General features: G+C 57.6%; 16 protein-coding genes and 1 other annotated feature. All 16 genes read left to right on the top strand.

Annotated elements, in window-relative coordinates:
* Nucleotides 1-69: 69 nt before the first annotated feature.
* A complete protein-coding gene (gene ilvB, locus BLR80_RS05910) occupies nucleotides 70-1,767 on the top strand; it encodes a biosynthetic-type acetolactate synthase large subunit (RefSeq protein WP_092077226.1) in 1,698 nt (565 codons plus the stop codon).
* A 102-nt stretch (nucleotides 1,768-1,869) separates the two neighbouring features.
* Complete coding sequence (gene ilvN, locus BLR80_RS05905) at nucleotides 1,870-2,367, top strand: acetolactate synthase small subunit (RefSeq protein WP_092077224.1); 498 nt, start codon at nucleotides 1,870-1,872, stop codon at nucleotides 2,365-2,367.
* A 63-nt stretch (nucleotides 2,368-2,430) separates the two neighbouring features.
* Nucleotides 2,431-3,075 (top strand): phosphatidylserine decarboxylase family protein, encoded by a 645-nt coding sequence (locus tag BLR80_RS05900; RefSeq protein ID WP_092077222.1) that lies wholly within the window; start codon nucleotides 2,431-2,433, stop codon nucleotides 3,073-3,075.
* Nucleotides 3,072-3,821, top strand: a complete 750-nt coding sequence (gene pssA / locus BLR80_RS05895; RefSeq protein WP_092077220.1) for a CDP-diacylglycerol--serine O-phosphatidyltransferase — start codon at nucleotides 3,072-3,074, stop codon at nucleotides 3,819-3,821. Before BLR80_RS05900 ends, pssA begins: the two co-directional genes overlap by 4 nt.
* A gap of 117 nt (nucleotides 3,822-3,938) precedes the next feature.
* Nucleotides 3,939-4,182, top strand: a binding site (T-box leader).
* Nucleotides 4,183-4,396: 214 nt separating this feature from the next.
* The gene (locus BLR80_RS05890) at nucleotides 4,397-5,935 is read left to right on the top strand and encodes a 2-isopropylmalate synthase (protein WP_092077218.1); all 1,539 of its coding nucleotides are present in this window, start codon (nucleotides 4,397-4,399) and stop codon (nucleotides 5,933-5,935) included.
* Nucleotides 5,936-6,069: 134 nt separating this feature from the next.
* Entirely contained in the window at nucleotides 6,070-7,350 is a 1,281-nt protein-coding gene (locus tag BLR80_RS05885) for a 3-isopropylmalate dehydratase large subunit (RefSeq protein WP_092077216.1), read from the top strand.
* Between the two features lie 30 nt (nucleotides 7,351-7,380).
* Nucleotides 7,381-7,914, top strand: a complete 534-nt coding sequence (locus BLR80_RS05880; RefSeq protein WP_092077214.1) for a 3-isopropylmalate dehydratase small subunit — start codon at nucleotides 7,381-7,383, stop codon at nucleotides 7,912-7,914.
* Between the two features lie 293 nt (nucleotides 7,915-8,207).
* Nucleotides 8,208-9,299 (top strand): 3-isopropylmalate dehydrogenase, encoded by a 1,092-nt coding sequence (leuB, locus tag BLR80_RS05875; protein ID WP_281241606.1) that lies wholly within the window; start codon nucleotides 8,208-8,210, stop codon nucleotides 9,297-9,299.
* Nucleotides 9,300-9,350: 51 nt separating this feature from the next.
* Nucleotides 9,351-10,448: an aspartate-semialdehyde dehydrogenase gene (gene asd, locus BLR80_RS05870; RefSeq protein ID WP_092077212.1), complete on the top strand. Its 1,098-nt coding sequence runs from the start codon at nucleotides 9,351-9,353 to the stop codon at nucleotides 10,446-10,448.
* 222 nt (nucleotides 10,449-10,670) lie between these two features.
* On the top strand, nucleotides 10,671-11,435 hold the full coding sequence (truA, locus tag BLR80_RS05865) for a tRNA pseudouridine(38-40) synthase TruA (RefSeq protein ID WP_092077210.1): 765 nt from the start codon (nucleotides 10,671-10,673) through the stop codon (nucleotides 11,433-11,435).
* Nucleotides 11,436-11,515: 80 nt separating this feature from the next.
* Complete coding sequence (rplM, locus tag BLR80_RS05860; RefSeq protein ID WP_092077208.1) at nucleotides 11,516-11,950, top strand: 50S ribosomal protein L13; 435 nt, start codon at nucleotides 11,516-11,518, stop codon at nucleotides 11,948-11,950.
* Between the two features lie 17 nt (nucleotides 11,951-11,967).
* A complete protein-coding gene (gene rpsI, locus BLR80_RS05855) occupies nucleotides 11,968-12,360 on the top strand; it encodes a 30S ribosomal protein S9 (RefSeq protein ID WP_092077459.1) in 393 nt (130 codons plus the stop codon).
* Nucleotides 12,361-12,502: 142 nt separating this feature from the next.
* Complete coding sequence (gene argC / locus BLR80_RS05850) at nucleotides 12,503-13,540, top strand: N-acetyl-gamma-glutamyl-phosphate reductase (protein ID WP_092077206.1); 1,038 nt, start codon at nucleotides 12,503-12,505, stop codon at nucleotides 13,538-13,540.
* A gap of 151 nt (nucleotides 13,541-13,691) precedes the next feature.
* Nucleotides 13,692-14,186, top strand: coding sequence for a chemotaxis protein CheW (locus tag BLR80_RS05845; protein WP_092077204.1), 495 nt, complete (start codon nucleotides 13,692-13,694; stop codon nucleotides 14,184-14,186).
* Nucleotides 14,187-14,279: 93 nt separating this feature from the next.
* Nucleotides 14,280-16,145 carry a methyl-accepting chemotaxis protein gene (locus BLR80_RS05840; protein ID WP_245691362.1) on the top strand — a complete coding sequence of 622 codons (1,866 nt, stop codon included), beginning with the start codon at nucleotides 14,280-14,282 and terminating at the stop codon, nucleotides 16,143-16,145.
* A 20-nt stretch (nucleotides 16,146-16,165) separates the two neighbouring features.
* Nucleotides 16,166-17,017 carry an HDOD domain-containing protein gene (locus BLR80_RS05835; protein WP_092077202.1) on the top strand — a complete coding sequence of 284 codons (852 nt, stop codon included), beginning with the start codon at nucleotides 16,166-16,168 and terminating at the stop codon, nucleotides 17,015-17,017.
* Nucleotides 17,018-17,059 lie beyond the last annotated feature (42 nt).

The following is a 17,059-nucleotide window of genomic DNA, read 5'->3' as shown; positions in this document are numbered from 1 at the left end:
CGGTTGCAGTACCGACAACAGGTGTTAAGCCCGACGTTGCTGTTGGGTCTGCGTAACGAAGGAGACAACGTGAAGAAAACCGGTTCTCAGATTCTGTTGGAATGTTTGCGCCTGGAAGGTGTCGAAACCGTTTTTGGCTATCCTGGCGGCACGGTAATCAACATCTATGATGACTTGATGGATTCGCCCATCGAACACATCCTGACGCGTCACGAGCAGGCTGCCGTGCATGCCGCTGATGCCTATGCCCGCGCTACCGGCAAGGTAGGTGTCGCCATCGCCACCAGTGGCCCTGGTGCCACCAACACCATCACCGGTATCGCCACCGCCTACATGGATTCGATCCCCCTGGTCATTATCACCGGCCAGGTGCCGACGCCGCTGATTGGCAACGACGCCTTTCAGGAGGCCGACATGGTCGGCATCACCCGGCCGATTACCAAGCATAATTATCTGGTACGCGATGTGCGGGATCTGGCCCGTATCGTCAAGCAAGCCTTTTATATTGCCCGAACGGGTCGGCCGGGGCCGGTACTGATTGATCTGCCCAAGGATGTGCAGATTGACAGCGCCATCTTCGAGTATCCGCAAAGTGTTGAGTTGCGCGGCTACAAACCGACGGTCAGCGCCAATCCGCGACAGTTGGAAAAAGCGGTCGAGATGATTCTGGCCGCTCGCAAACCGGTGATCTATGTCGGTGGTGGTGCCACCCTGTCCGATGTCAGCGACGATCTGCTGCGCTTTGCCGAAACGGTACAGGCGCCGGTCACCACCACGCTGATGGGCATGGCCAGCTTTCCCAAAAAACATCCGCTGTCACTGGGCATGCTCGGCATGCACGGCACCTTTTATGCCAATATGGCTGTGACCAATGCCGATCTGCTGATAGCCCTTGGCGCCCGTTTCGATGACCGGGTGACCGGCAAGATTGCCACCTTCGCTCCTCATGCCCGTATTATTCATGTCGATGTCGATCCGACTTCAATCAAGAAAAACGTCCGTGTCGATCTGCCGGTGGTTGGTGTGCTGCCTGATGTGTTGCCCCGGCTGGTTGAAGGGCTGCAGCAGCAGAATGAACGGCTTGTGGACGCCATCGAGGCAACCCAGGGCTGGCGTGAGCAGGTTGAGCTGTGGAAAGAACAGCATCCGATGACCTACAAGAAGACCAAAACCACCATCAAACCGCAGTTTGTCATCGAAAAGCTGCGTGAACTGACGGAGGATGACGCCATTATTACCACCGAAGTTGGTCAACACCAGATGTGGACGGCCCAGTTTTTCGACTTTACCCAGCCGCGCACCTTTATTACCTCTGGTGGTCTTGGCACCATGGGGTTCGGTCTGCCCGCAGCGCTGGGCGCCCAAGCGGCCTTTCCCAAGCGGCAGGTGATTGATGTTTCCGGTGATGGTTCCTTTCAAATGAACTCCCAGGAACTGGCGACACTGGTACAGTACCGTCTGCCGGTGAAGATAGTGATCCTGAACAACAATTTTCTCGGCATGGTGCGCCAGTGGCAGCAGCTGTTTTTCGATCGGCGCTACAGCCAGACCTGCATGGAGCTGCCCATCGATTTTGTCAAGCTGGCCGAGGCCTATGGTGCCAAGGGTTTCCAGGCGACGCATCCCGACGAGGTGGAGGAGGTTATCCGCCAGGGACTGGCGACACCGGGGCCGGTGATTATGGAGTTCAAGATCGCCCGTGAGGAAAATGTGTTGCCGATGGTGCCGGCGGGGGCGGGTCTGAACGAGATGGTGCTGGCTTCCTGATAGAAACGTGCAGGTAACCGGCAACGCCGGTTGGACCGACAGCAATGGCGTCAGGGACGGGCGCGCCGCGCCGCCCTGGTGACCACAGGAGAGAACAAAACGATGAAACATACCATTACCGTTCTGGTGGAGAACGAATTTGGCGTGCTGCCGCGGGTGGCCGGACTGTTTTCCGGTCGCGGCTTCAATATTGAAAGCCTGTCGGTAGCGCCGACCCTTGACACCACGATTTCCCGCATGACAATCGTTACCAGTGGTGATGATCAGGTGCTGGAACAGATCACCAAGCAGCTCAACAAGCTGGTCGATGTCATCAAGGTGATTGACTTTACCGACCAGGCTTTTGTCGAGCGCGAGATGGCCATGATCAAGGTCAGTACAGAAGCGACGACGCGTGCGGAAGTGCTGCGCATCGTCGACATCTTCCGCGGCAAGGTGGTCGATGTCACGCCGCGCTCCTTTTCTGTTGAGGTGACCGGTGCGCCGGATAAGATCGATGCCATGATCGAACTGCTGCGGCCGCTGGGCATCAAGGAGCTGGTGCGCTCGGGCCCTATCGTGCTTGGTCGCGGATCGAAGGGTTGGCGCTCGGCCGATTGATCCTGCCGGCGCCAGCAGGCGCCGGTTTTTTTGTGGAATTTTATGAAGCAGACGAGGGATACCATGCGCAATCAGAATCAGCCCGTTGCCATTGAGGGCTACCCCTTTATCGGTATATTTGCCTTTCTTACCCTGGTGTTCGCTTTGCTGGACTGGAGTTTTCTGGCGGTACTGTTGCTGCTTTTGACCCTGTTCACAGTGTATTTCTTTCGCAATCCCGATCGTACCATCCCCGTGGACGAGAATCTGGTGGTGGCCCCGGCGGACGGCAAGGTGGTGTTCGTTGGAACCGTGCAGGAAGAACGCTTTTTACATCAGCCGATGTGTAAGGTCAGTATCTTCATGTCGGTATTTAATGTGCACGTTAACCGGGTGCCGGTCAGTGGTGCGGTGAAGGATCAATTCTACAATAAAGGAAAGTTTCTTAATGCGGCGTTGGATAAGGCCAGCCTCGAGAATGAGCAGGCTGGCATGGTGCTGGAAACTGCATCCGGTCAGCGTTTTCTGGTGGTGCAGATTGCCGGGCTGATTGCTCGTCGTATTGTTACCTATCCGGTGGTGGGTGATCTGCTGCAGCGTGGCCAGCGTTACGGCCTGATCCGGTTCGGTTCGCGGGTGGATCTGTACATGCCTGCTGATGTGCGTTTGCAGGTCAGCCTGGGGGACCGCTGTGTTGGTGGTGAAACGATAGTGGGACAGATGTCATGAATTCAGGCACTGAATCGCGGCGTGAGGGCCTGCGCCGTGGCGTCTATGTGTTGCCCAACCTGGTCACTACGGGCAGCCTGTTTGCCGGCTTCTACGGCATGGTTGCCAGTATGAACGACCGTTTTGACGTGGCCGCCTGGTTTATTTTGCTGTCGGCGGTTTTTGACACCCTTGACGGCAAGGTGGCGCGTCTGACCGGCACCACCAGTCAGTTCGGCGTGGAATACGATTCGCTGTCCGATCTGGTGGCCTTCGGTGTGGCGCCAGCCATTCTGATGTATTCCTGGGCGTTGCAGCCCTTTGGCCGGCTGGGATGGCTGGCTGCTTTCCTCTATGTGGTCTGTGGTGCTTTGCGACTGGCTCGCTTTAATGTTCAGGTGGCGACTGTGGAATCGAAGCACTTTGTCGGCTTGCCCATTCCGGCAGCAGCCTGCATGGTGGCCTGTTGTGTTCTGCTGTTTTATTCCCTCGGCGGAACCGGTACCATCCGCATGGTTTCGGTGCTGGTGCTGATCTATGGCTTGGCGGCCTTGATGGTCAGCAACGTGCCCTATTATTCTTTTAAGGATCCTGAACTGCTGCAACGGCGCCCCTTCGGTATTCTGGTGCTGGCCATTGTGATGATTATCGTGATTGTCGCCCAGCCAGAGGAAATGCTGTTTCTGATGTTTATCAGCTACATCCTGTTTACCCCGGTGGTGGCGTTGATGAACTATGTGCGCCGATACCGGCAGAATCGGGTTTAGTGGCCGCGAACCGGGTTTGTCCGGGCTGAAAAAATGTCGTCCGTTGTGGTTGATCGGTGCGGCAGACGTTGACTTGTCGCTCGGGCTGGGGTATTGGTGCCAGAACAACAGATAGACGAAAAGGCTGTGAAGAGGAGTAGTAGGCGCTCTGGACTGTTTCAGAGAGCTGGCGGTTGCTGCAAGCCAGTACAGGACGACGCCGAACTCGCCTTGGAGCCGTGACGGTGAACCGCATCAGCCGCGTAGCTGATCCGCCAGCCGTTGCCGTGGCGCCGCGTAATGGCGAATGAAGCGACTGGAGGCAGCATTATCCGGTCGGAATCAGGGTGGTACCGCGAAGCAACCAGCTCTCGCCCCTGTTTTAAGGGCGGGAGCTTTTTTTGTTTACTGCAACCGGGCGGCGGTCGTGCTGCAGACTGCTTGTCCCGACACCCGGGAGGAGGTGGTTGGGTGGAATCGGACCTGAGTGACCTGCTGCGGCAGGCCTATCGACAACTTCGGAAGCGAATACATGACATCCAGAGTATCGCACCCTCCGCACAGGGGTGCCCACTGCCTTAAAAAGGAGTAAAATCATGACAGATAAAAAACAGATCATTATTTTCGATACCACCTTACGTGATGGAGAACAGTCGCCCGGCGCCAGCATGACCATTGAGGAAAAACTGCGTATTGCCCATCAGCTGGAAAAAATGCGCGTCGATGTGATGGAAGCGGGCTTCCCCATTGCTTCCGAAGGCGATTTTGAAGCTGTTAAGAAAATTGCCCAGACCATCAAGGGACCTCAGATTTCCGGTCTGGCACGAGCCAATGACGCCGACATCGACCGGGCCTGGGAGGCGTTGCAGTATGCTGGCGAACGTGGCCGCATTCACACCTTTATCGCCACCAGTGATATCCACATGAAGTACAAGCTGAAGATGACGGAAGACGAGGTGGTGGAAACGGCGGTCCGCGCCGTCAAACGGGCCGTCGGTTATACCCCTAATGTTGAGTTTTCCGCCGAGGATGCCGTGCGCACCCGTTTGCCGTTTCTGGCCCGGGTGGTGGAAGCCGTTATTGCCGCCGGTGCCCGGACTGTCAATATTCCGGATACCGTCGGCTACACCATTCCGTCAGAATATTTCAATATCATCAGCTACCTGAAGCAAAATGTGCCCAACATCGACAAGGCCGTCCTGTCGGTTCACTGCCACAACGATCTGGGACTGGCGGTGGCCAACTCCCTGGCAGCGGTGCAGGCGGGTGCCGGTCAGGTAGAATGTACCATAAATGGTATTGGTGAGCGAGCTGGCAACTGTTCGCTGGAAGAGGTGGTGATGGCGCTGCGCACCCGTCAGGACATTCTGCCTTACCGGACCAACGTGGTCACTGAGCATATCTACGCCACCAGCCGCCTGCTGACCACCATTACCGGTATTGTGGTGCAGCCTAACAAGGCCATTGTCGGAGCCAATGCCTTTGCCCATGAGGCTGGCATTCATCAGCACGGTGTGCTGATGGAAAAGAGTACCTATGAAATCATGACACCGGAATCCATCGGTCTGAACCAGAACAAGTTGGTGCTGGGCAAGCATTCGGGCCGCCATGCCTTTAATCAGCGGCTGCAACAGCTGGGTTACGAGCTGTCTAAAGACGACATGCAGAAGGCTTTCGTGCGCTTCAAGGCCTTGGCCGATGTGAAGAAGGAGATCTTTGACGAGGACCTCGAAGCCATCGTGGCCGATGAGATCATTCGTGTGCCGGAGCGTTTCAAGCTGATGGAGATGAGTGTGACCTCCGGTTCCTTTGCCGCGCCCACGGCCACGGTGCAGATGGAGATCGATGGCGAGGTGAAAAAGACGGCCGAGCTGGGCGATGGACCGGTAGATGCCACCTTCAAGGCCATTAAGAAACTGACTCGCAGTGATGCCCGGTTGTTGCATTTTTCTGTCGGTGCCATCACCGGGGGTACGGACGCCCAGGGCGAATGTACCGTGCGGTTGGAAATGCAGGGTCGTGAACAGCTCGGCCAGGGAGCGCATCCCGACATTATTGTCGCAGCGGCCAAGGCCTACGTTAATGCATTGAACAAGATTGCCTCGCTGCAGAAGCGCACGGCGGTTGACCTCTAGGGGGGGCTGTGTAGAATAGCCCGACAGTTTGCGGCGGGGCGCCGGAGCCGGTGTCCCGCCGCAGCCGGTTGACTGCCGCAGCCGTTGGCGAGCTTTTAGCGACACCATCTTTATTTACTGACCAAGGAGAGGGTATGGGGAAGACGATAGCGGAGAAAATTTTTGAGCGCCATCTGCGTGACGAGCCATTTGCCGGCACCTTTGTGCTCGATCTCGATTGTGTGCTCTGTCACGAGATCACCACCCCGGTAGCCATTGCCGATCTGGAATGGCGTGGCAAGGATCGGGTCTTCGACAAGACCAAAATCAAGGCGGTGATCGACCATGTCACCCCGTCGAAAGACAGTAAGACGGCTCTGCAGGCCAAGATGCTGCGGGACTGGGCCCGCCGCCATGATCTGCAGGATTTCTTCGATGTTGGCCGCAATGGCGTCTGTCATGCCCTTTTCCCGGAGAAGGGTTATATCCGGCCCGGCTATACCGTTATCATGGGTGACAGTCACACCTGTACCCATGGTGCCTTTGGCGCTTTTGCCGCCGGTGTGGGAACCACAGATCTCGAAGTCGGTATTCTCAAGGGGGTCTGCGCCTTTCGCAAGCCCGCTACCATTCGTGTCAATCTGAATGGCAGCCTGCCGGCGGGGGTCTACGCCAAGGACGTCATCCTGTTTGTCATTGGCCAACTGGGTGTCAATGGCGCGACCGACCGGGTAATTGAATTCGGCGGTCCGATTGTCGACGCCATGAGCATGGAAGCGCGCATGACTCTCTGCAACATGGCCATCGAGGCTGGTGGCACCTGCGGTATCTGTATGCCGGATGCCGTCACACTTGACTATCTGTGGCCATTCATCGCCGCTGATTATGCTGACCGTGCCGCCGCCCTGGCCGATTTCACCCGCTGGCATTCCGATGCCGACGCGGTCTATGACCGGGTGCTTGATTTCGATCTGTCGGCCCTCGAACCGCAGGTGACCTACGGTTACAAGCCGGACTGTGTCAAGCCGGTGGCGGAACTGGCCGGTACGCCGGTCGATCAGGTGTATGTCGGAACCTGCACCAACGGTCGTATCGAGGATTTGCGGGTGGCCGCTGCCTTGCTCAAAGGTCGTCGCATTGCCGACTCGGTGCGGGCCATCGTGTCACCGGCGACGCCGAAGATCTTCAGTGATGCCCTGAGCGAGGGTCTGATCCAGATCTTTATGGATGCCGGTTTCTGCGTCACCAATCCGACCTGTGGGGCCTGTCTGGGGATGAGCAACGGGGTATTGGCTGAAGGCGAGGTCTGCGCCTCGACCAGTAACCGCAATTTCAACGGACGCATGGGCAAGGGTGGCATGGTGCATCTGATGAGTCCGGCCACGGCCGCGGCCACTGCCATCACCGGCCGGATCACCGACGCGCGCAGCCTGTAACCCCAAGTCGCTACGAGGATGAAGGAACCCATGGAAAAAGTATTCAAAGGTCCGGCCCTGTTTCTCGACCGCAGTGATATCAATACCGACGAAATCATTCCGGCCAAATATCTGACCGAGGTCACCAAGGAGGCCCTGCAGCCCTACATGCTGGAGGATCTGAAACTGGAGGGGTTCGACCCCAAAAGCCCTGCGGTACGCCGTGCCCGGGTGGTGGTAACCCGGGAGAATTTCGGCTGTGGTTCGTCGCGTGAGCATGCCCCTTGGGTGTTTGAAGTCAATGGTGTTCACACCATCATTGCCCAGAGCTATGCCCGTATTTTCCGACAGAACATGTTCAATGGCGGCATGCTGGCCATTGAACTGCCAAAGGATCAGATCGACCGGTTGTTTGCCCTGGCGCTCCGCACCGAGGTCGAGATCGCGGTCGATGTGGAGGCTCAATGTCTGACGGCCAATGGCGCCGATGGCACGTCGGAAACCTTCAGCTTTGATCTGTCGGCCTTTGATAAGGCGCTGGTGCAGGCAGGTGGCTGGGTCGAATTCGCCGATGCCCGCTACTGAAAAGCGGAGTGGAATCGGAACAGTTTCTCTGGCAGCGGAAAAGCCGGTAATTACCGGCTTTTTTCCATTTGTGGAGGCAGCCTCTGCCAGATTTGGCACAATTGAATGAGACGCAAATGACACAGTTGGATCGCCGGAATTGTGCCGGTGGCTAATTCGTTTGACAAGTTCGGGAGCCGGTCCCTATAGTGGCGAACGCCTCAATGAGAAGAAACCTCGCAAAAACCGGCGGTTAGGCTGTCTGCTTGCAGGGCCTGGCGGGGTTTGTCATGGATGCAGAAGGAGAGAGTTTCGTGGCCAGTGAAACGTTTAAGGTAGCGGTGTTGCCGGGGGATGGTATCGGACCGGAGGTTATGGCGGAAGCCCTGAAGGTTCTTGATGCCATTGAGAAGAAATACGACGTGCAGTTTGAACGGCGCCATGCCAACGTCGGTGGTGCCGGTATTGATCTGGAAGGCAAGGCCCTGCCGCAGACCACAATCGATATCTGCAAGGCGGCCGATGCGATTCTGTTTGGCAGTGTTGGCGGACCCAAATGGGAGAGCCTGCCGCCTGACGAGCAGCCCGAGCGTGGCGCCCTGCTCCCCCTGCGCAAGATCTTCGGCCTGTTCTGCAACCTGCGCCCGGCGATTATTTTTCCGGCCCTGACCGGCAGCTCGACGCTGAAGGAGTCGGTCATCGAGGGGGGATTTAATCTGCTGGTGGTGCGCGAACTGACGGGCGGGATCTATTTTGCCGAGCCCAAGGGTATTGAAACGGTCGATGGTGTACGGCGCGGCTTTGACACCATGCTCTACACTGAACCGGAGATCGAACGCATTACCCGTGTCGCCTTCGACATCGCTCGCAAGCGGGCCAGCAAGGTGTGCAGTATCGACAAGGCCAATGTGCTGTCGACCTCGGTGTTGTGGCGCCAGGTGGTTGAGCGGGTGGCCAAGGAGTATCCTGACGTGGCCCTGTCGCACATGTATGTTGACAATGCCGCCATGCAGCTGGTGCGCTGGCCGAAACAGTTTGATGTGCTGCTGTGCGGCAACATGTTTGGTGACATCATTTCCGACGAGGCGGCCATGTTGACCGGTTCGCTTGGCATGCTGCCGTCGGCATCGCTGGCTGAAGGCAGCTTCGGCATGTACGAACCGTCGGGCGGCAGCGCGCCGGATATTGCGGGGCAGGGGATCGCCAATCCCATTGCGCAGATTCTGTCGGCCTCGATGATGCTGCGTTATTCCTTCGGTATGCAGCAGGCGGCCGACGCGGTGGACGCAGCGGTGGAAAAGGTATTGGATCAGGGGTATCGCACGGGTGATATCTATCAGGGAACTTCCGGTGAGACACGGGTCAACACCGTGGAGATGGGAGACGCCATCGTCGCGGCCTTGTAACGCGACAGACGTCAGGCAGCCAGTAACAACAACGCGAGAGGGCAACTCAACATGAAAGTCGGATTCGTCGGGTGGCGGGGGATGGTTGGTTCGGTGCTGATGCAGCGCATGCAGCAGGAGAACGACTTTGCGGCAATCGAGCCGGTATTCTTTTCTACGTCCCAAGTGGGTGGTGATGCGCCCCTGGGGGCGGGCACCCTTAAGGATGCCAATGACCTGGCCGCGCTCAAGCAGCTTGATGTGGTGGTGACCTGTCAGGGTGGCGACTATACCAAGGCGGTGCATGGCCCGTTGCGACAGTCCGGCTGGCAGGGCTACTGGATTGATGCCGCCAGCACCCTGCGGATGGAATCCGACGCCGTTATCATCCTTGATCCGGTCAACCGCCAGGTGATCGATAAGGCCTTGGCTGCAGGCGGCAAGGATTTTATCGGCGGCAATTGCACGGTGAGTCTGATGTTGATGGCGCTGGGAGGGCTGTTCCGCGCCGATCTGGTCAAGTGGGTGTCCTCCATGACCTATCAGGCGGCCTCTGGCGCCGGTGCTCCCAATATGCGGGAACTGCTGGCCCAGATGGGTGGCTTGCATGCGTCGGTGGCCGGTTTGCTGGCTGACCCGGCTTCGGCCATTCTCGAAATCGATCGCCAAGTGACGGAGCGCCTGCGCGACGGCAGCCTGCCGCAGAAAGAGTTCGGTTTTCCGTTGGCCGGCAGCCTGCTGCCCTGGATCGATCGCGAGGTCGAAGACGGTCAGAGTCGCGAGGAGTGGAAAGGCTTTGTCGAAACCAACAAGATTCTCGGCACCCGGGAGCCCATTCCGGTCGATGGTCTGTGTGTTCGCGTCGGTGCCATGCGTTGCCATAGCCAGGCGCTGACCATCAAGCTTAAAAAGGATGTGCCCCTGGCTGACATTGAAGCCCTGCTGGCGGCTGATAACGACTGGGTTAAGTTGGTGCCTAACACCAAGGCTGACAGTCTGGCGCAACTGACGCCGGCGGCGGTATCGGGCTCCCTGGCCGTGCCGGTTGGCCGGGTGCGCAAGATGAAGATGGGGCCGAAGTTTGTTTCAGCCTTTACCTGTGGCGATCAGTTGCTGTGGGGCGCCGCCGAGCCGCTGCGCCGCATGGTGCGGATTCTGCTCGAACGCTGATTCGTTGTAGGTTGTAGAGGACGTGCAACAGGGTCGCCGGAAATGCCGGCGGCCCTGTTGCCGTTCTCGGCCCATGGTGGCCCATGGTACTGTTTGTGTGGGTGGGCGTCGCCGTGTCGGTCAGGGCGGGATTTGACAGCCGGGTTTGCGGGAAGGCTGTTGCCAATCCAGGGTCTGGACTGGCGAACGAACAGGGGACAGGCAGAGGAGCGGGAGAAGATCATGGCGCGGATTGTGCTGCAACTGGAATACGAGGGTACGGCCTATCAGGGCTGGCAGCTGCAGGCCGGTGACCGGACGGTGCAGTATGTGGTTGAGCAGGCTCTGGCGCAAATCTGTGGTCATCCGGTGCGGCTTCATGGATCGGGCCGAACCGACGCCGGTGTTCATGCGCGTGGTCTGCACGCCCATTTCGATACACACCGACCGCGGCCGCTCAAGGCCTATCGTGAAGGGGTGAACGCCCTGCTGCCGCCGGATATCGTGGTTCGCCAGGTCTGGCAGGTGCCGCAGACCTTTCATGCCCGTTTTGATGCCCGCGGCAAATGGTATCGCTACCGGTTGCTGCTCTCGTCGCACCGTTCTCCCCTGCTTAGCCGTTACAGCTGGCAGGTGGCTGCTTCTCTTGATGTTGCCGCTATGCGCCAGGCGGCCGCACTGCTTGAAGGTCGGCACGATTTCGCCGCCTTTCGCTCCTCCTCCTGTGTCGCCAGAACCACGGAGCGCGAAATTTTCAGCCTGATCCTGACAGAGCAGGCGCCGGAACTGCTCATTGATGTCAGGGGAAGCGGCTTTCTCAAGAATATGGTGCGGATACTGGTTGGCACCCTGGTGGATGTTGGCCGTGGCCGGCTGACGCCTGAGCAGGTCGGCACGATTCTGGCCGGCCTGAACCGGCAGCTGGCCGGTCGCACGGCGCCGCCGCAGGGATTGTGCCTGATGGAGGTCTGGTACGAAAAAACAGCTCTGGACGGGGAAATGTCTTGACGCTGAGCGGGTGATCGGTTATTTTCCACGTCTCTGTGAGCCCCGTACAGCTGCAGATTTCTATACAGGATGAGAGGATAATGATGAGCACGCAAACAGCTAAGGCAGCCGATGTCAAGCGCGACTGGTTCGTCGTGGACATGGACGGCAAGATTCTTGGTCGCATCGCGACAGAAATCGCGCGGATTCTGCGCGGCAAGCATAAGGCCATTTACAGCCCCAGTGTCGATACGGGGGATTTTGTTATTGTGGTCAATGCGGCAAAACTGCAGCTGACCGGCAATAAACTCAGCGACAAGACGTATTACCATCATACCGGTTATCCGGGCGGTATCCGCTCCATCACGGCGGACAAACTCCTGCAGAAAAAACCGGAAGATCTGATTATTAAGGCGGTTCGTGGCATGCTGCCGAAGAACAAACTCGGGCGTCAGATGCTTAAGAAGCTCAAGGTCTATGCCGGTGCTGAGCACCAGCACGGTGCCCAGCAGCCTAAAGTTCTTGAAATTCAGTAATGGGAGATCGTTTGATTATGCCTGAACAGCGTTTTTATGCCACCGGCAAGAGAAAAACCTCAGTTGCGCGGGTCTGGATGAAACCGGGCACTGGCAGCATTACCGTCAACAAGCGCGATATCGATGAGTATTTCGGTCGTGAAACCTCCAAGATGGTGATTCGTCAGCCCCTTGAGCTCACCAACAACATCGGCAAGTACGATGTTATCGTCAATGTCTGTGGTGGTGGTCCTTCCGGCCAGGCCGGTGCCATCAAGCACGGCATCACCAAGGCCCTGCTGGAGGTCGATGAGTCGCTGCGGGCGGTGCTGAAGAAAGCGGGCTTCATCACCCGTGACAGCCGCATCAAGGAGCGCAAGAAATATGGCCGTGCCGCTGCCCGGCGCAGCTTCCAGTTCTCCAAGCGTTAATTGCGATACGCAACGGTCTGTGTGGCCGTTCCGAAGCAACCAAGGGGTGGCCGGTCACGGTCACCCTTTTTTTGATGATGCGCCGTTCTTCCAAGGCGGCGGGATGGAACCAACGTGAATGGCTGGCAGGGGAGGTAGGGCAATGATACAGGTTGCGGTGGTTGGGGCGACGGGCTATACCGGCGTGGAATTGGTGCGTCTGCTGGCGCGTCACCCTCAGGTTGTTGTCACGGCAGTGACCTCACGTCAATATGAGGGGCAGCGGCTTGATATGGTCTTTCCCTCGCTGCGTGGTTTCTGTGATCTGACATGCGAAGAACTGACGCCAGAAGAACTGGGTCAGCGGGCGCAGCTGGTGTTTACTGCTTTGCCACATAAGACGGCGATGAATTTTGTGCCGGGTCTGTTGCGGGCGGGTTGTCGGGTGGTCGATCTGTCGGCTGATTACCGTTTGCGGGATCAGGCTGTCTACGAGGCCTGGTATCAGTCCCATAGCAGTCCGCAGTTGCTTGATGAGGCGGTCTATGGTTTGCCTGAGCTGTACCGCGAGCAGATCCGGCCGGCCCGGTTGGTGGCCAATCCGGGCTGCTATCCGACCAGTGTGGCGCTGGCGCTGGCGCCACTGCTGCGGGCTGGGCTGATCGATCCGGCCAGCTTGATCATCGACAGCAAATCGGGTGCCAGTGGGGCCGGCCGCTCGGCCAAGACAGCCAGTTTGTTCTGTGAAGTCAATGAGGGATTCAAGGCCTATGCCGTTGCCAATCACCGTCATACGCCGGAGATTGAACAAACCCTGTCTCAATTGGCCGGTTGCGCGGTTCTGGTCAATTTCACACCCCATTTGCTGCCGGTCAACCGGGGTATTCTTTCCACCTGTTATGCGCAGCGCTGCGGCACGGTCGACGAGGCCGGTCTGCGCCGGGTTGTAGCCGATTTTTATCAGGACGAACCCTTTATTCGTCTGTGCCCGGCGGGTGATTGGCCGAATACGGCTTATGTTCAGGGCAGTAACCATGTCGATATCGGCCTTGCGCTTGATCCGCGCACGGGGCGGGTGATCCTTGTGAGTGCCATCGACAATCTGGTCAAGGGTGCGGCTGGTCAGGCCGTGCAGAATATGAATCTGATGCTTGGTTTCGAGGAAACGGCTGGTCTGGATCTGGTGCCGCTGTTTCCCTGAAGGCTTACGATGGTTCTCTTAGAATATGATTCTGCAAGATTAAAGTGTACAGGCAGGAGCATTTTGCGCTAGACTCCGCAGAGTTTTTCAAACAGTTTTTGTCTGCGTCGCACAATGCAGTGCATGAGCCATCAGGGAGCAGGAGGAGCCGATGACAGAGAGCCAGGTTCTGGTGGAAAAAGACGGCAATCGCGAGGATACCCAGGAAGGCAAGTATTTGACCTTTCATATGGGTGATGAGGATTATGGCATTGAAATCCGCTATGTGATCGAGATCATCGGCATTCAGCGAATTACCGAAGTGCCGGACATGCCCCCCTATATCAAGGGTGTGATCAACCTGCGTGGCAAGGTGATTCCGGTCATGGATGTGCGGGCCCGTTTCAACCTGCCGCCGCGTGATTACGATGAGCGCACCTGTATCGTGGTGGTTCAGCTCAATGAAACCTCTGTCGGCCTGGTGGTTGACAAGGTCAACGAGGTTGCCGATATCCCGCCGGAGAATATCGAACCGCCACCCCGCTCAACTGCTGGTGGCAGTTCCCAGTATATCCAGGGCATGGGCAAGATGGGCGACCGTGTCAAAATTCTGTTAAATGTGGCAAAATTGCTTTATGATTCAGATCTGGAAGAGATAGAACTTTAACGACACAAACGTGTCATTTGTTATGCATTGCAGTGCTGAGGATTGCATTATTGCGTGGTGGTGTCCACAAAGTGGTGTGACAAGGGGGGCAATATGAGCATTCGGAACAAGGTCGCGGCGATCCTGACGGTTTTGCTGCTGATCGTGATGGGAACGGCAATTCTGGTTGTCAACCTGCAGACATCGCGGCTGCTGCGGCAGCAGGCGGATGAGCAGATGCGTCTGCTGCGGCAGGCCGAGCACCAGCAGGCAAAAAGCGTGTTCCAGAGCCTGAACATCGGTACCCGCACCTCGGTGGAGATGGGGGAGATGGAGGTGTTCGCCGATCTGCTCAAGGAACTCGGCACCGTTCATAACGTGGCTGAGGTTGGTCTCGCCAGTGCCACTGGCGCCGTTGATTATTCGAGTCTGCAGGGGAATATTGGCCGTTCGTTTGATGCTGAATTGATGCGTCAGGCTCGCGCCGCCACCCTGGGCAATGCCGAATTCATGCACGAGGCCGGTGATCGCCTGACCCTGCTGCACGCTTCGATTCTCGAACCCAAGTGCCTGGAATGTCATTTCGACAACAAGGCTGGCGACCTGGCGGGTGTCCTTTATTTGCACTATGATCTCAGCGAATTACATCAGGTGGGCAAGCAGGTTGAACAATCCCGCGCCGCGGGTGTGCGGCAGAGTTTCACCACCATGGCGCTGACCGGAGTGCTGGGTATTCTGCTGGCTTCACTGGCAATCTTTTTTATCCTGGGTGTGCTGGTGCGACGGCCCTTGGTGGCGGTCGAGAAGATGTTTGACAACATGGCAGCTGGCCGTTTCGATGGTCGTCTGAACATGAAGAGCAACGATGAGATTGGTCATATCGGTCGTACCATTGATCGATTTGCTGATTTTCTGCAGCAGGATGTACTGGTGTCCCTGCAAAAGCTCGCTGCTGGCGATCTGAGTTTTGACATCCAGCCCCGCGACCAAGAAGATTCGTTGCGTGTGGCGCTGAAAAAGGTCAGTACCGACCTGAACGACGTTCTCGAACAGGTGCGTCAGGGTGCCAGCCAAATTGCTGCCGGTTCGGCGCAGATTTCCGATACCAGTCAGTCGCTGTCCGATGGCGCCACCAGTTCGGCCAGTTCACTGGAGCAGATCAGCGCTTCGATGAACGAACTGGCCTCACAGACCCGCGGCAGTGCCGATAACGCCAGCCAGGCCAGTCAACTGGCAGGCCAGGCGCAAAAGGCCGCTGATCGCGGCAGTGATCAGATGCAACAGATGATTACCGCCATGTCGGATATCAACGAATCGGGCCAGAACATTTCCAAGATTATTAAAGTAATCGACGAAATCGCCTTCCAGACCAATCTGCTGGCGCTCAATGCCGCTGTTGAGGCGGCCCGTGCCGGTCAGCATGGCAAAGGCTTTGCTGTCGTGGCGGAGGAGGTGCGCAATCTGGCGGCCCGTAGCGCCAAGGCGGCCCAGGAAACCGCCGCCCTGATTGAAAACTCTGTCGCCAAGGCCGAGCATGGTGCCTCCATTGCCGACCGCACGGCTGCAGCATTCAGTGAAATCGTGCGAGAAATCCAGAAGGTCAATGACCTGGTGGCTGAGATTGCCGCATCAAGTAACGAGCAGGCCCAGGGAATTGCTCAGATCAACGAGGGTGTGGCCCGGATTGATGAGGTGACCCAACAGAATACCTCCAGTGCCGAGGAAAGTGCGGCGGCAGCTCAGGAACTTTCGAGCCAGGCCGCTCAGTTGGAAGGACTGTTGACCAATTTCAAACTCAAGAACCTCTCTTCCCGGCCGTCGCTGGCTCCGCCGGCCCGGTCGCGGGCTCTGTCTGCGGCTGCCAAGGCACGCCCCGTGGCCCGGCCGGCTGCGCCCGCGCCGTCGACGGAACAGTGGGGGGGCGGGCCGGCTGCACCGCCACGCATTGCCCTGGACGATGACGAGTTTGGCAAGTTCTAGGATCTCTGGCAGGGAATGTGATGATCAACTATCAGGATATCGCTGGAAATATCGGTGATTTGCCGCCGATGCCGATCGTGGCGATCAGGACTCTTGAGCTGTTGCAGGATCCGGATACCTCGATCAAAAAACTGGCCGAGACCATCGCGCTGGATCCGGCGGTATCGGCGCGGATGTTGAAGATTTCCAACTCGTCCATGTATGGCCTGATGCGGCAGATCACCACGCTGCACAATGCGTTGGTTATCCTCGGCGAGCGCACCGTGCGCAGCCTGGTACTGGCTTCAAGCATGGCCAGCGTTAACAAGAAGTTCGGCCTGCTGGAAAAAATGTTGTGGGAGGAGTCGGTGGGGGCCGCCTTGGCAGGCCGCTATATCAGCCGGCTGGTAGGACGGGGTGACGCTGATGAGGCTTTTTTGGCTGGCCTGTTCAGCAATCTCGGCAAGGTAGTTCGCAACAATAATCAGCCGGAGCGTTACCGTGAACTGATCGAGGCGGTTTACAACGATGAGCGGCTTGATTATCTGGCGCTGGAGTCGGAGTATTTTGACTATCCCTACTATCAGGTTGGCGCGGCGGTACTGAATGCCTGGCAAATAGCACCGCTTTTGGTCGAAGCGGTTTGCTATCACAGAATCCTGCCGCCGGCCGGCACGGTGACGGAGGAGGTGCGGCTTTTGGCCGCCACTGTTAATCTGGCTGTGGAACTCTGTCGCAAGTTGGGCATTGGTTGTCGTGCCCCCGATGAGGCCATCAATCTGGTGGATTGTGCCGGTACGGCCTATTTTTCGCTTGATGCTGATCAACTGGCTGCCATGGAGATGGAATTTGCCAATTTGTACGCTGAAAACCGCGAGGCGTTTGTCAGCTGATAGGCGTCACGCCAGCGCCATTGTTTCTGGAGGGCACCCGTT

The sequence above is a fragment of the Desulfuromonas thiophila genome, assembly GCF_900101955.1.
Classification (GTDB): Bacteria; Desulfobacterota; Desulfuromonadia; order Desulfuromonadales; family Desulfuromonadaceae; genus Pseudodesulfuromonas; species Pseudodesulfuromonas thiophila.
The sequence above is the reverse complement of the archived record's forward strand: the minus strand, read 5'-3'. Positions and strand labels throughout refer to the sequence as shown.

Coding starts and splice junctions, on each gene's coding strand:
- rpsI (WP_092077459.1), top strand. CDS start 11,968: ATGCCTGAACAGCGTTTTTATGCCACCGGCAAGAGAAAAACCTCAGTT.
- argC (WP_092077206.1), top strand. CDS start 12,503: ATGATACAGGTTGCGGTGGTTGGGGCGACGGGCTATACCGGCGTGGAA.
- asd (WP_092077212.1), top strand. CDS start 9,351: ATGAAAGTCGGATTCGTCGGGTGGCGGGGGATGGTTGGTTCGGTGCTG.
- truA (WP_092077210.1), top strand. CDS start 10,671: ATGGCGCGGATTGTGCTGCAACTGGAATACGAGGGTACGGCCTATCAG.
- BLR80_RS05840 (WP_245691362.1), top strand. CDS start 14,280: ATGAGCATTCGGAACAAGGTCGCGGCGATCCTGACGGTTTTGCTGCTG.
- BLR80_RS05885 (WP_092077216.1), top strand. CDS start 6,070: ATGGGGAAGACGATAGCGGAGAAAATTTTTGAGCGCCATCTGCGTGAC.
- BLR80_RS05900 (WP_092077222.1), top strand. CDS start 2,431: ATGCGCAATCAGAATCAGCCCGTTGCCATTGAGGGCTACCCCTTTATC.
- rplM (WP_092077208.1), top strand. CDS start 11,516: ATGATGAGCACGCAAACAGCTAAGGCAGCCGATGTCAAGCGCGACTGG.
- BLR80_RS05835 (WP_092077202.1), top strand. CDS start 16,166: ATGATCAACTATCAGGATATCGCTGGAAATATCGGTGATTTGCCGCCG.
- BLR80_RS05880 (WP_092077214.1), top strand. CDS start 7,381: ATGGAAAAAGTATTCAAAGGTCCGGCCCTGTTTCTCGACCGCAGTGAT.
- pssA (WP_092077220.1), top strand. CDS start 3,072: ATGAATTCAGGCACTGAATCGCGGCGTGAGGGCCTGCGCCGTGGCGTC.
- BLR80_RS05845 (WP_092077204.1), top strand. CDS start 13,692: ATGACAGAGAGCCAGGTTCTGGTGGAAAAAGACGGCAATCGCGAGGAT.
- BLR80_RS05890 (WP_092077218.1), top strand. CDS start 4,397: ATGACAGATAAAAAACAGATCATTATTTTCGATACCACCTTACGTGAT.
- ilvN (WP_092077224.1), top strand. CDS start 1,870: ATGAAACATACCATTACCGTTCTGGTGGAGAACGAATTTGGCGTGCTG.